Below are 13,574 nucleotides of genomic sequence, written 5' to 3'. Positions count from 1 at the left end.
TTTAGAAGTGTAGCAACAAGATATGACAAGCTAAAACAACATTATGAAAACAACGTGGCTTTAGCTTGTGCTTACATTTGGTTAAAATTATGAATGTTCAACAGCCCCTAGACTTTTATAGATTTTTGTAGATTTTACGAACACCCATCAGTTCTCACCATTTGTTGATGAGAGCTGATGGATAGAGAGGGATAGAGAGGAATGAAGTAGATAAATCTCTTATTGAGAAGGTGTGGAGGGAGTAGGGGGCGTTGCTGTTGCAATAGCTGATTGAACACTACCGCCTTTAGCAAGGAGCGCCGCCGTTTTTGCCTGCTCTTTCTCTTTCTCCTTTGTTTTCCAATCTTGAATCATAGTGGTGATATAGACTGTAAAGATAGGAAAGATCGTAATGCCGGTAATAGCAACGATAGCAGTACTGACTTTACCGATACTGGTCACGGGAATAATATTAGAGCCGAGTGTTGTCACCGTCATCGAAGCCCACCAAAGGACATCATAATAGTTTTTAACTTCTGGGTTGACAGGCGATTCTGTTAAAAAGAAGACGAGCGTCTGTATATAGGTAATGGAGATAAAAATAGAGAGGTAGGCGATAAAGAGCCCGGTAATTCGATTACTAATGACCAGATTAATTAAGAGAATAAGCGCAAAAACGCCTCGGAAGATTGGGATAAATTTTAAAAAGTAGACCGCTTCAGAGGTTAGGTCGATGGAGTAGTAGGCAAGAAGATTGCTATAAGGGATCGATAGTGGCAATAGTATAAAATACTTTTTAAAGTAGGCCATCTTATCCTCTGCAATGAGCATTAGAAGGATAAAGTCGATAATAAAGTAGATACAGATCCAAAATTGTAAGCGTGTTGGCTCAACATCGAGATTTTTCTGAATATTGGGAAGATCAACAATGGTGATATCTGCGATCAGAATCAGAGAGGCCAAGATGGTTGCAAAATAGAGGAACTTTCGGGCATAGAGCCGAAAATCGAAATGTCGCTTTGTCATCGGTTATTCACTTTAGTATAGATCGATATGGTAATTTTAGAAGGTGATTAATAAGCTCTATTGTAGACGAAAAAGCGCTTTGATTCTTCCTCTAGTAAAATGTTTTTACGATAGTTTATTTTGTAATGAGGCCTATTTTTAATGGGTAGCTTTTTAGCTAGATTGATCCATCTCTGATCTATCTCTTTATCTACCTCTTTTCCCTCCCTCTCTATTTATCAATAAATGTAAAAGATTGAGGACTAAAATTTGTGCGATTGATATAATGATCGATGGAGTATAAAAAGGAGGCCTTCGATTGATCGATAGCGCAGGAGCCCTTAAATACCAATAGAGATACCAATAGTAAATTTTTATCGAATTTTCTATCTAATGTTCTATTTATATTTGGGATAACTTTGAAGTCATTGGGAAAATATGTTGGATAATAATTACAATAGTGAGGTTCTTCAGCAACTACTGCCGCAGAAGGTTCGAGAGTTAATTCGAGAAGGGAGATTGCGTGAGCCAACGGCAAAGATGGCAACGCGTTATACAAAAGGGACATTGATCGTTATCCCTAAGTGTGAAGCATACGATTTTTTAATCTATACACAGCGAAATTCAAAAGCGTGTCCGGTTTTAGAGGTATCGGATGCGGGATCGAAAGAGTTTCGTCTCACCGCCCCAGGTTCTGATATTACGCGAGATATTTCTCGTTATTCGATCTATGAGCGGGGAGAGTTGGTAGGCGAAGCAGATTCCTTAGAGCGTTACTGGCGTCCCGATTTAGTCAGTTTTCTATTAGGCTGTAGCCGTAGTTTTGAGGCAGTCTTACAATTTGCCGGTGTTCAATTGCGACATGTAGATGATGGCTATGATATTCCGCTCTTTATTACCAATATTAAGACGATTCCTAGCGGTCATCTTAGTTCGCCGCTTGTGGTCAGTATGCGCCCAATCAAACGTCAAGATTTGATGAAAACGATGAAGATCACAAGTCTGTTAGAAGATATCCATGGTGCGCCGATCCATATTGGAGATCCAGAGTTGATCGGAATTAAGGATCTTCGGACGCCCGATTTTGGTGCGCCTCTACTGTTAGCTGAAGATGAAGTCCCTGTCTTTTGGGCAAGCAGTATTACAGCAAAGCTAGCATTGATTAGAAATCGTAGTGAATTTCTTATCACTCAAGCACCGGGGCACGATTTTATTACAGATATTTTAAGCGCGGATCTGTCATCACTAATGGAGTAGGAGTGGTAAGAGGGATTGGAAGGCGCTCAGATTGATGAGGGTTATTTCTGTGCTGAAATATAGATAATCCAACCTTCATCTTTTTCTCAATCTATTATCTCTCAATCTATTATCTCTCAATCTATTATCTCTCAATCTATTATCTATTAACTCCAGATAAATTCATTACTCTCACCAATCCAGCGATCGATCAATTTTTGACTGAGCTGATCATCTTTAATGACGTTATCGGCAATAGCGGTCGCCTTCTCAATGAGATGTTGGTGTTCAAAGAGATCGGCCATTTTAAATTGAAATTCTCCAGTTTGACGTGTGCCAAAAATATCGCCGGCGCCGCGAAGTTCAAAGTCTTTTTCTGCTATCTCAAAACCATCATTGGTCAATTGCATAATCTCTAATCGCTCTCGAGTCATATGGGAGAGAGGGGGAGAGTAGATTAAGAGGCAGAAAGAGGCTTTTGAGCCACGACCAACGCGACCTCTTAATTGGTGGAGTTGGGAGAGTCCAAGACGTTCGGCATTTTCAATCACCATAATCGATGCATTGGGAACATCGACACCCACTTCAATGACGGTTGTTGCCACTAAGATATCGAGTTCATGCGCTTTAAAGGCATTCATAACCGCCTCTTTCTCAGCACTCTTTAAGCGTCCATGAATTAAGCCGATACGAAGATTTGGCAATTTTTCGCAAAGATCAGTGTATGCCATTTCTGCAGCTTTTGCCGGGAGCTGCTCCGATTCTTCAATTAATGTACAGACCCAATAGACTTGAGTTCCCTCTTCACACTGTTTTTTTACGCGCTCAATCACTTTGTCGCGAGCTTTATCACTCACGACAGAGGTAGTGATCGGGATACGGTTTGGTGGGTATTCATCAATCACAGAGCTTGAAAGGTCGGCGTAGAGTGTCATCGCTAATGTTCGGGGAATAGGCGTTGCTGTCATCATCAATTGATGAGGCGTGAAACCTTCTGGTGCTTTCTTTTGTAGCATGAGACGTTGCTCAACCCCAAATCGATGCTGTTCATCGATCACAACTAGGTTGAGGGCTTGATAGGAGACGCTCTCTTGAAAGAGGGCATGTGTTCCAATAATGACATCAATTTTGCCCGTTGCGATCTCCTCAACTCGTTCCCGCTTCTGTTTCTCTGTCAACTTTCCTGTTAAGAGCGCTGTTTTGATACCAAGAGGTGTTAACCAGCGTTCTAGATTGATAGCGTGCTGCTCTGCGAGAAGTTCTGTCGGCGCCATGAAGACCGCTTGAAATCCGGCCTTTGCTGCATGAATTAATGCGCTTGCAGCAACAACTGTTTTTCCAGAGCCGACATCGCCCTGCACAAGACGCATCATCGGAGAGTGGGATTGGATATCATTTTCAATCTCTTTCACAACACGCTCTTGTGCGTTCGTTAAGGTAAAGCCTAAGCTTCCTTTAAAGGTGTTAAGAGCCTCAGGATCGAGATAGATCGGATTCGCTCTCTCTTGGAAGAAGCGATTACGTGATTTTTTAAGTGCTACTTGATGGGCGACAATCTCTTCAAGTGCAAGAATTTCTTGAACGGGATAGTGCTTCTTCTCTAACCGCTCAATATTGACATCTGTGGGTGGCTTATGCAGGAAGTAGAGCGCATCTTTTAGATTAGTCTCTCTCTCTTCTAAAAATGCGGGGAAGTGTTCATCTTGTAACTCTTCGAGCAGATTATTGATCAATGCTTGCATCTGTTTTTGGGTGATGCCGGCAGTGAGGGAGTAGATCGGGGTCATGCGCTCTTCTAACTCAACATTTTGATCGGCAAAGTTGAGAACTTCGGGGTGGCTCATCTCTAAGCGGTTAAGCCCGTAACGTACTTCGCCGTAGCAACGTAATACTTTTAGTGCATCAAAGCGCTTAATCATGCTGGTGTAGAAATTAAAAAAGCGAACAGCAATAACGCCACTCTCATCTTTAAGCCAAACAAGAAGAGTAGGGCGACGACCATGAGTCATCTCTTTTTTAAAGATCTCCCCTTCAATAATGGCGATTTGTGAAGGCTGAAGTAGTGCAATCGGTGTGATACGTGTCCGATCTTGGTAACGAAATGGTAGATGGAAAAGGAGATCAAGATAGCTCTTAATTCTCAACTTTTCTAATGTTTCAGCCATTTTCGGCCCTACACCTTTTAGTGTTGTAATAGGTCGGTTTTTTAAAGTTTCCACAATTGCGCTCTAAGAATCCTTCATGAAATTCGTGAGTTGATTTTAAAGATAGTTCTACTTTCAGCTATTTTGCCATCTTTTAATGGTGTTGCGAATACTTTTCATGATTTCTGTTTCTGCCATTAGATGCTTTAAGCCTAATGATCAATATATTATGCAGTGTTTTATAGGCCGTTTCTGTGACTCTAGCGCTCTTTTTTCTAGGCATATGCTTGTTTTACTTTTTTATCTTGCTGATAGATCTGTTTCTTGGGGGGATAGAGAGAATCAATTTTAGCCGTAGTGATTGCTGCGGGTTATTTTGGTCTTGATTTAACACCACTCCTACAAGGTGAAATACTGACATTGGAGCAGAGTAGTCAGCAAGGATCTCAGGCATCTTATCAAGCATCACCGGCAGAGCAGAGAATGGCAGACTTTACAGCGGTTGCTCTCGCTAAGACAGAAGATCTCTGGAGAGCTCGTTTTAAGGAGCAGGGAATGCGTTATCGTGAGCCGACCTTAGTGATCTATAGTGGCAGCACAAGTACAGCTTGTGGTTATGGGCAAGCGGCGATGGGGCCTTTTTACTGTCCTGCCGATGAGAAAGTCTATCTCGATCTGAGCTTCTATAATGATATGAAACGGAGTTTAGGGGGCGGTGGTGATTTTGCTCAAGGATATGTGGTTGCCCATGAAGTGGGGCATCATGTACAAAATCTTTTGGGAATTTCAACAGCCGTTCGTCAAGAGCAGACTCGGGTGAGTAAGGTTGAGGCGAATCGCTTATCGGTGAAGATGGAATTACAGGCAGATTGCTTTGCTGGTATCTGGGGGCGATCGGTACAAGAGCAAAATCTCCTAGAGGTTGGCGATGTTGAAAAAGCGATGAAAACCGCAGCGGCGATTGGCGATGATCGACTACAGAAACAGGCAAATGGCGTTGTTGTTCCCGACAGCTTTACACATGGCACCTCTAAAGAGCGTCAAGAGTGGTTTATGCGAGGTTTTAATAGTGGTGATATCAAAGCTTGTAATACCTTTGAGAATTGATATGAGTATTGATGTAAAGTATCTGCCACTGAGATTTCACATCTTAGTTATAAAGCGCTGATAGAGAAGAGCTGATAGAGAAAATGAAGAGGGCGAATCAATGATGATTCGCCCTTTTTCTTATAAAGTCTATTAGCTATATCGAGAATGATGGAACTAGAGTCCGGCAATAGACAGATATTTGGTTTGAAGATAAGGCTCGATCCCTTCTGTTCCCCCTTCACTCCCAATACCGCTCTCTTTCATACCACCAAAGGGTGCTTGTGCAGTACTTGGTAGGCCATCATTCCAACCTAAAATGCCAAAATCGAGGTTTTCTTGGAAGTAGATACCGCGTTTATAATTATCTGTAAAGAAGTACGCAGCTAATCCAAATGGAGTGCTATTAGCGATCTCGATCGCTTCTTCATCACTTTTGAATGGGGTGATGGGTGCTACAGGGCCAAAAGTTTCTTCCTGCATAATCTTCATATCTAACGTAACATTCCCCAATACCGTTGGATTAACAAAATAGAATCCTTTTTCATCATCAAAGTGGGTTGTTCCGCCGGCAAGGAGTGTTGCCCCTTTTTCTTTCGCATCCTCAATTTGCGCCACAATCTTATCAAACCCTTTTTTATTGATCACAGGGCCAACTTCAACTCCCTCTTCTAAGCCATTTCCTACTTTGAGTGCTTTTGCGGCTTGTGCAAATTTTTCACTAAACTCATCAATCACCGCTTCATGGACGAGGAAGCGATTAGCGCAGACACAGGTTTGGCCAGCATTACGGAATTTTGAAGCAATCGCTTGTGTTACGACATAATCAATATCAGCATCTTCACAGATAATAAAAGGGGCATGGCCACCAAGCTCCATTGAGACCCCTTTCACAGTTTCAGCACTCTGTTGGATCAGTAGTTTTCCAACAGGTGTTGAGCCAGTAAAGGTGATCTTTCTAACATAAGGACTACCGGTAAAAAGCGGACCGATATCAGCGCCCCTACCATTGACGATCTGCACCACATCTTCCGGAATCCCCGCTTTATGAGCAAGCTCGACTAGGCGGATCATGGTAAGGGGAGTATCTTCTGCCGGTTTTACAATGAAGGTACAGCCTGCCGCCAATGCCGGACCCGCTTTTCGTGTCATCATTGCCGCCGGAAAGTTCCATGGCGTAATAGCCGCCACTAAGCCAACACCCTGACGCGTGACTAAAAGTCGTTTATTAGTGCTATTAGCAGGAATTGTACGACCATAGAGTCGTTTTGCCTCTTCTGCAAACCAAGTGAGATAGCTTGCGGCGTAGAGAACTTCACCACGAGATTCAGCGAGTGGTTTACCATTCTCTTCGGTCATAATTTTGGCCAAATTTTCTTGATCTTCAATAATCAGCTCAGCCCAGCGATTGAGTAGTTGCGCTCGCTCATAAGCACTACTTTTAGTAAATGTTTTAAACGCTTCATATCCCGCTTTGAGTTTAGTCTCGATACTCTCAGGGCTATCGATGGTTACTTTTGCTAAAGTTTCTCCCGTAGCGGGGTTTGTGACTATTAATTGTTCGCTCATAACGTCTCCTATCTGTGTGATTAGTTATCGTGTATCTCCATTATTTATCTATATTTTGACAATATCTATTAATTTACCTATTAAATTTCTATATAAGTTTTACGCTATCTATTTGGACCGAGTATTACTAACGTTAGTGGCAATATTAAATATGAGTGAGAGGACCTGGAAACTTTATTGTGACGATCTTAGAAAAATTGATCTTGAATATCTGATCTTTAAGACAATTTTAAGCTAATATGGTGCCATTATAATTGATAATGTTAAGCAAAAGAGGAGTCATATTAGCGATGAATCGACACTGGAATAAGATTGCTTTATTAGTCGGCAGTTCACTTTTACTAGCGGCCTGTCAGCCTGCGGGACCTGATCTTGCTGATCTTCAGGCGCTTCGTGATCCATCTTCCGGAATTGAGATTACAAGTAGTCATATTAAAACCGTCTCTCCGATAGATGAGCATCGAGCGCTCTATGATATTAATGGCACCTTTAAATATCGTGATGGTCGCTATCAGTTTTTGACCACCTTTGGCAATATTAAGATCTACACGCCTTTAAATGGGGAAGAGAATAATCAGTTTGATGCCGTTGTTGTTGCCCAAGAGGGAGATGATCAAAAATGGCTGATTGAGATGGAGACATTACCTCGTTTTACCGGAGAGGAGACGGCGCAAACGCTCTCTCATCGAGCGCTCTTTGCCAATAGTGTTGAGCATCTTCCCGGCATCTATACTCATCAAGATGGTACGCTTTTTGCCCTCAATGATAAGACGCTCGATAAGCGCATTAAGAACTTAATGAATGAGTATGAGGCGCAATTGCAGAAGAATTTAGAGCTCGATAAAGATCTCAAAGCAGTCGATGAGGCGCTTGCGCTCCACTATCGAAAGCAGGAAGAGGCGAGTCGAAAATATTTAAAAGAGCAGTTAAAAGAACCCTTAAAAGCAGTCGATAATGGGGACGATCTATTGCAAAATCATGTTGAACAACAGCTAGCAACCGATGAAAAATATCAGCACCTTTTACAAGAGCGTGAAGGGTATCGTTTAGCGCTGCAAGATCTCCAACAATCGATGCCGGAGCTTTGGCGCGTTGATCAATGTTATGAGAGTGATTACCGCTTTCATGGACGTATGTGTCATCAGCTGATGAGTATTAATCGTGATTATCTACCAAAGATCCGCTTTCAGTATCGTCCTGATGCATCTCTTTATACGGCTCAGTAATATTAGGAAAATTGAGAACTTAAGGTGATTATGTCATAACTTCTTAGCAACTTTGATCGGGAGAGATTACCTTTGTCGCTAATAACCCTTATAATGGGGTATTAAGCATGATCTTTGAAGGAATCTCCCCTTCTTTGGGGATATTTTTGTAGAGATTCGCCCGAAAGATCCAAGGAAGATCGGAAGAAGATCAAGGTAGAAGTAATTTATCCTGTAAAATGGATACTATTTATTTTATTTAATCATTAAGGTAGCAAAGCAATGTCAATAGAAGCTGTTCAAGCGCTTGCAAAGAAAGATTTCAATGCTGTTAACGAGAAGATATTAACGGCACTCCATTCAGATGTCGTCCTGATCAATCAAGTCGGACAATATATTGTCTCATCTGGCGGCAAACGTTTACGGCCCTTGATTACGCTTCTTGCTGCGCGTGCTGCAGGGTATGAGGGAGAAGGGCATATCACGGCGGCTGCCTTGATTGAGTTTATTCATACGGCAACGCTTCTTCATGATGATGTCGTTGATCACTCCGATATGCGTCGTGGTCGAGAGACCGCCAATGAGTTGTGGGGAAATGAGGCCGCGGTCCTTGTGGGCGACTTTATCTATACTCGCTCTTTCCAGATGATGGTCAGTCTCGATTCGATGCCTATTATGCGGATTCTCTCTGATGCGACAAATGTGATTGCAGAAGGGGAGGTGATGCAGTTGATGAATATTGGTGATCCCGATACCACCGAAGAGAATTATATGAATGTCATCTACTCTAAGACGGCGCGTCTTTTTGAAGCTGCCGGGGCAGTTGCCGGAATCCTAACGCGAGAAGCGGGAGGCGATGATTTTGAAAAAGAGCTGGCAACTTACGGCATGTATCTAGGGACAGCGTTTCAATTGATTGATGATATCTTAGACTACACCGCAACGGCCGCAGAGATGGGTAAAAATACCGGGGATGATCTTGCAGAAGGAAAACCGACGCTCCCCTTGATCTATGCGATGCGTGCAGGGACGGAAGAAGAAGCAGCCTTAATTCAAGATGCACTTGTCAATGCCGATATCTCAAAATTAGATGCTATTTTAGCGGTGATTGAGAAGACAAAATCGCTCGATTACACACATCAAGTAGCAGTTGCGCAAGCAAAGCTTGCGATTGAAGCATTGAGCCGTCTACCAGAATCTCCTTATAAAGAAGCGCTGAAAACATTGGCAAATTATGCTGTAGAGCGAAAATTTTAGAGAGCAGCTTTATCAAGAGTGATCGAAGTTGAAGAAAGGATGGCAACATCCTTTTTTTATTGCCTTTAATTTATACTCTCGATTTTTTTAACGTCTTAATTTATAAAGTGAGATAATAGAACAATAGGCTATATCGACAACAGTTAGCAAGAGGAGTTGCAGATGAGTGAAGTAGTGAGTGAAAAGAGAGGAACGCGGCATAAGGAGTATGCGCTCCTATTGGCAATTACTGTAATTGCATTTGATCTCTTTTTTGGAAGTACGAAATCGACCCTTTTTTTGATCTTAATTAATCTCATCTCATTAGTGGCTATTCTCTATAGTGCCTTTAGTGTGGTGCGTCATGCAGATATCTTTGCCCATCGCTTAGGAGAGCCTTATGGTTCGTTGATCTTGAGTCTTTCAGTTGTGATCTTAGAGGTGAGCTTAATTACGGCGGTGATGTCATCAAGTCCTGGTGTTGGGGAGAATGGGGTCGATCCTTATGCCACACTGATGCGAGATACGCTCTATTCATTAATTATGTTAGTAATTAGTGGTTTTGTGGGGATTTCGCTACTTTTAGGGGGGCGAAAGTTTAAGACACAACATGTCAATTTAGGTGGGGTGACGCAATATACAACAGCGATTATTCCACTTGTTCTAGTGGTTTTGATTCTACCAAGCTTTATGCCGGGTGGAGCCTTTAGCAAAGGACAATTAATTGTTGTAGCATTTCTTTCAGCTGTTCTTTACGCTGTTTTCCTTGTGATTCAGACAAGAACGCATCAGAATCTCTTTATCTATGATCATGAAGATCAGGATGAGAATCATGAAGGGATTCCCTCTCCACATTCCAATCTTTGGCATGGTATCTGGTTGGTGATTCATCTGATCTCGGTGGTTGCAATTACTAAGGTGGATTCAGCTCCTTTAGAATCTCTTCTCGATAATCTCAATGCACCGAAAACTTTAACAGGGTTGATTGTGGCGATTTTGATCTTTGCGCCGGAAGGATTAGGTGCGATGCGAGCAGTCTTGAATAATAAGTTACAACGCGCAGTTAATATGTATTTCGGTTCTGTTTTAGCAACAATCTCTCTAACCGTTCCTGCGGTGGTTATTATCTCTCTCTTAACAGGGCATCAGATTGTTTTAGGTCTGCCCATTACCGATGTTGTTCTGTTAGCAGGATTATTTGTACTCTGCCAGGCAACATTTGATAGTGGCCGAACCAATAAGGTGGATGGTGTTGCTCATCTTGTCATTTTTGGCGCATTTTTAATGTTGCTATTAGGCGGTGAATAGAGAACAATGTTCAAATCGATCTTGCTCTATAGAGTAGAGAGTTAGGAATATGGAAAGGCATCATCATTGATGGTGCTTTTTTGCTATCTGAAGTAAGAAGATTTGAGTGCTGCCGGAGAGAACGATCATGTTCTTTTAACAATCGTATGCCGGCATGTTGGTATTTTCAATACTAGAAAAAAGTATTTATGCTAATACCGCGACGATAACGCTGGTCGCTTCTGCACATTAGTGTAAGGTTTCAACTGTTGCAGCCATATCTGTGTCCAGATATTCTGTAATGGCTTACTGGTATCAACCATATCGAGTGTGGTTGTTTCTTCTTGATGTTATGCTACTAGACTGCAAAATCACAGTATCACCTTTTAGGCTTTATTAGAGATATTTTAATTCAATAGTATGATTTAACAGGTGTTTTGTAACTTTTGCTGCTGTGTTGATCACACTTTTATTGATAGGGAGAAGATACTTTCTAAAATAGCATTATCGAGTGATGGATAGTAATATTTTTTGTATCTTAATATTAGGACACTACACTCATAATCAGTGGGATTGTGATGATGGAGAGCAGGGTGCTCCAGGTGATTATCGAGGCCATAGCATCGGAGTCACCTCCCATCTGCCTTGAGAGGATATAGGCATTGCCGGCAGAGGGCATCGTGGCAAAGAGTAGTGCAATGCCGGCAGTGACTCCTTCAACCCCCAATATCTTTAAGAGAAAAATAGTGATGGCCGGCATTAAAAGTAGTTTGAGAGCAATTGCAAATGTGATCGCTTTCATCTTGCCGGCATCCATCATAATAATTAGCCCCGCACCGACGGACATCAGGCTCAAAGGAGTTGCGCTATTGCCAAGATAGAGCATCCATTGTTTAAATGGACCACTTAACTCGATCTGCAGAAGATTGGCGGCAATTCCGATCAGAACTCCGATAATGAGCGGGTTTTTAAGAAGGGCGAGCAATATTCCCCCAAGACTCTTTTTCCCACTCTGATTGCTCCCATAGAGGTTGAGAACAGAGATACAGAGAATATTGATGGTGATAATCATATAGGCCATAAAAACACCGGCAATAATAATGCCGGGACTGCCAAAAAGCGATTGTGATAGCGCTAAAAAGACATAGGAGTTATAACGTGTTCCGCCTTGAAAAATGGAGGTAAAGAGTCGATTTTCGATCTTAAAAAAGTGTTTGATCGGAAAGAGTAAGAGGGCGATAAGAAGCGTTGCAAAAAAAGTAGCTAACAGCGCCTCTATCAACCCCGGTTCTGAGAAGTTTGCTTTTGAGATCTCTAAAATCAGTAAGATGGGGAAGAAGAGGTAGTAGACCAAGGCTTCAATCCCCTTCCAGAGATCATGGCTCGGGAGGAATCGTTTTGCGATAAATCCTGTCATTACAAGTCCAAAGATAGGAATGACCGATAAGAGCGTTGCAAACATCCGATTTTTTCCTATTGACCACTCTTCATCTTAATCCACATACGCGTGAGTGCTTTCTGTTGGCGAAGATCATAGGGGCGCTTAATATGAACATTTTTTAAAGATTCTTCCGAGGGGAAGATGATCGGATTATTGCGTAGTTCCGGCTCAATATACTCAAATGCGGCCTCATTTGCGGTGGGGAACATAATCTTGTTTGCAGCGCGCGCACTATTTTTAGCATCTAACATAAAATTGATAAATTGATACGCTTCATCCACATTTTTCGCATCTTTGAGAATCACCATCTCATCAAACCAGACAATGGTTCCCTCTTTGGGGAGGATATATTGGATATCATTCTCTCTTCCCATCTCTTCTGCGGCATTTTTAGCAATAAAGAAATCACCAGACCAACCTACCGCAAGACAGGCATCGCCATTGGCAATCGCACTAATATATTCTGATGAGTGAAATTTTTTTACATAGGGACGAATGCTCTCTAATGTTGCTTGCACCTGTTCGATATCTTTTTTATCGGTCGACTCTGGGTCGATTCCAAGATACATATTGATCAGTGGCGTTGTCTCAATTGGGCTATCGAGTACATAGATACCACACTCAGCCATTTTTGAGGCATATTGTGGATCGAGCAGTAACGCATAAGAATCGAGTGGTGCATCGGGTGCAAGTTCTTTGATCTTTGCTGCATCAAAGCCTATTCCGGTAGTTCCCCAAAAATAGGGAATGGCGTAATCATTGATATTTTCAAAAGATGAGAGACTCTCAAGTGCAAAAGGCCAAATATTTTTATAATTGGGAATCTTCTCCTTATCGAGTTTTAGCAGTTGATCTGCTTCCATCAGATAGGTGACGGCAAAATCAGAAGGGACAACAATATCATATCCAGAATTGCCAGTGAGCGTTTTAGCGAGTAGCGTCTGATTGCTATCTAGAGCATCCGCAATCACTTTAATGCCAGTTTGTGCCGTAAATTCATCGATCAGCTCTTGATCGATATAGGAGACCCAGTTATAGATCTTTAACTCTTTAGTGGGCTCTTTAGCCATTGAGAACTGTGTCAATCCGCAGAGAGCGGTGAGAGTGATTAAGCGAAAAATAGCGCGCATTGAGATCTTCTCCTCATAGAAAGATATCGAATTCTGATTTTTAGCATAAAAGGGGAGAAGATGATAGCCCTAAAAAAAAGAGATTTGCTCAAAGGGGTGAGATCTTCTATACTCAAAATCGACTGAAAAAACATTAAAAAATGATTGTTATTCCCCTAGAGGTGCTGTTGAAAACAGCTGAGATTGAAGTAGAACTTCGGGACTCTTATCACCTGATCTAGTTAATACTAGCGGAGGAAAGTGGCGAATACACTGC

At 42.0% G+C, this 13,574-nt stretch carries 9 protein-coding genes, 2 pseudogenes and 1 riboswitch; of the genes and pseudogenes, 6 read left to right on the top strand and 5 right to left on the bottom strand.

Annotation, left to right across the window (positions count from 1 at the left end; translation table 11 throughout):
• Positions 1 to 93, top strand: a pseudogene (locus AC0SAP_RS05125) (IS5/IS1182 family transposase); the annotation flags it as partial.
• A gap of 126 nt (positions 94 to 219) precedes the next feature.
• Here the strand turns inward: AC0SAP_RS05125 and AC0SAP_RS05120 are convergent.
• Entirely contained in the window at positions 220 to 1,005 is a 786-nt protein-coding gene (locus AC0SAP_RS05120; protein WP_286482062.1) for an ion channel, read from the bottom strand.
• 417 nt (positions 1,006 to 1,422) lie between these two features.
• Here AC0SAP_RS05120 and AC0SAP_RS05115 point away from each other — a divergent pair, with 417 nt between their 5' ends.
• A complete protein-coding gene (locus AC0SAP_RS05115; RefSeq protein WP_473383234.1) occupies positions 1,423 to 2,241 on the top strand; it encodes a D-glutamate cyclase family protein in 819 nt (272 codons plus the stop codon).
• A gap of 146 nt (positions 2,242 to 2,387) precedes the next feature.
• Here the strand turns inward: AC0SAP_RS05115 and recG are convergent, their stop codons facing one another.
• A complete protein-coding gene (recG, locus tag AC0SAP_RS05110) occupies positions 2,388 to 4,439 on the bottom strand; it encodes an ATP-dependent DNA helicase RecG (protein ID WP_473383232.1) in 2,052 nt (683 codons plus the stop codon).
• A gap of 270 nt (positions 4,440 to 4,709) precedes the next feature.
• Between recG and ypfJ the strand changes: the two are divergent.
• Positions 4,710 to 5,471: pseudogene (gene ypfJ, locus AC0SAP_RS05105) on the top strand (KPN_02809 family neutral zinc metallopeptidase); the annotation flags it as partial.
• A 156-nt stretch (positions 5,472 to 5,627) separates the two neighbouring features.
• On the opposite strand, the gene AC0SAP_RS05100 reads toward ypfJ, so the two are convergent.
• On the bottom strand, positions 5,628 to 7,019 hold the full coding sequence (locus tag AC0SAP_RS05100; RefSeq protein WP_473383231.1) for an NAD-dependent succinate-semialdehyde dehydrogenase: 1,392 nt from the start codon (positions 7,017 to 7,019) through the stop codon (positions 5,628 to 5,630).
• 290 nt (positions 7,020 to 7,309) lie between these two features.
• Between AC0SAP_RS05100 and AC0SAP_RS05095 the strand changes: the two genes are divergently transcribed.
• The 3 genes from AC0SAP_RS05095 (at position 7,310) to AC0SAP_RS05085 (ending at position 10,768) form a co-directional block, all read left to right on the top strand.
• Positions 7,310 to 8,245, top strand: coding sequence for a hypothetical protein (locus tag AC0SAP_RS05095; protein WP_473383230.1), 936 nt, complete (start codon positions 7,310 to 7,312; stop codon positions 8,243 to 8,245).
• 261 nt (positions 8,246 to 8,506) lie between these two features.
• The gene (gene ispB, locus AC0SAP_RS05090; protein WP_109236078.1) at positions 8,507 to 9,481 is read left to right on the top strand and encodes an octaprenyl diphosphate synthase; all 975 of its coding nucleotides are present in this window, start codon (positions 8,507 to 8,509) and stop codon (positions 9,479 to 9,481) included.
• 162 nt (positions 9,482 to 9,643) lie between these two features.
• Complete coding sequence (locus AC0SAP_RS05085; protein WP_473383228.1) at positions 9,644 to 10,768, top strand: sodium-potassium/proton antiporter ChaA; 1,125 nt, start codon at positions 9,644 to 9,646, stop codon at positions 10,766 to 10,768.
• A 523-nt stretch (positions 10,769 to 11,291) separates the two neighbouring features.
• Here the strand turns inward: AC0SAP_RS05085 and AC0SAP_RS05080 are convergent.
• Entirely contained in the window at positions 11,292 to 12,209 is a 918-nt protein-coding gene (locus tag AC0SAP_RS05080) for an AEC family transporter (protein WP_473383226.1), read from the bottom strand.
• Between the two features lie 11 nt (positions 12,210 to 12,220).
• Complete coding sequence (locus AC0SAP_RS05075; protein WP_473383225.1) at positions 12,221 to 13,318, bottom strand: extracellular solute-binding protein; 1,098 nt, start codon at positions 13,316 to 13,318, stop codon at positions 12,221 to 12,223.
• Positions 13,319 to 13,465: 147 nt separating this feature from the next.
• A riboswitch (TPP riboswitch) is annotated at positions 13,466 to 13,574 on the top strand.

It is taken from the genome of Ignatzschineria sp. PL_is040 (assembly GCF_055813795.1).
The sequence above is the reverse complement of the archived record's forward strand: the minus strand, read 5'-3'. Positions and strand labels throughout refer to the sequence as shown.

What these genes read in the sequence shown, in the direction of transcription:
- AC0SAP_RS05120 (WP_286482062.1), bottom strand. Translation starts at nt 1,005, where the DNA reads ATGACAAAGCGACATTTCGATTTTCGGCTCTATGCCCGAAAGTTCCTC.
- AC0SAP_RS05115 (WP_473383234.1), top strand. Translation starts at nt 1,423, where the DNA reads ATGTTGGATAATAATTACAATAGTGAGGTTCTTCAGCAACTACTGCCG.
- AC0SAP_RS05100 (WP_473383231.1), bottom strand. Translation starts at nt 7,019, where the DNA reads ATGAGCGAACAATTAATAGTCACAAACCCCGCTACGGGAGAAACTTTA.
- AC0SAP_RS05095 (WP_473383230.1), top strand. Translation starts at nt 7,310, where the DNA reads ATGAATCGACACTGGAATAAGATTGCTTTATTAGTCGGCAGTTCACTT.
- ispB (WP_109236078.1), top strand. Translation starts at nt 8,507, where the DNA reads ATGTCAATAGAAGCTGTTCAAGCGCTTGCAAAGAAAGATTTCAATGCT.
- AC0SAP_RS05085 (WP_473383228.1), top strand. Translation starts at nt 9,644, where the DNA reads ATGAGTGAAGTAGTGAGTGAAAAGAGAGGAACGCGGCATAAGGAGTAT.
- AC0SAP_RS05080 (WP_473383226.1), bottom strand. Translation starts at nt 12,209, where the DNA reads ATGTTTGCAACGCTCTTATCGGTCATTCCTATCTTTGGACTTGTAATG.
- AC0SAP_RS05075 (WP_473383225.1), bottom strand. Translation starts at nt 13,318, where the DNA reads ATGCGCGCTATTTTTCGCTTAATCACTCTCACCGCTCTCTGCGGATTG.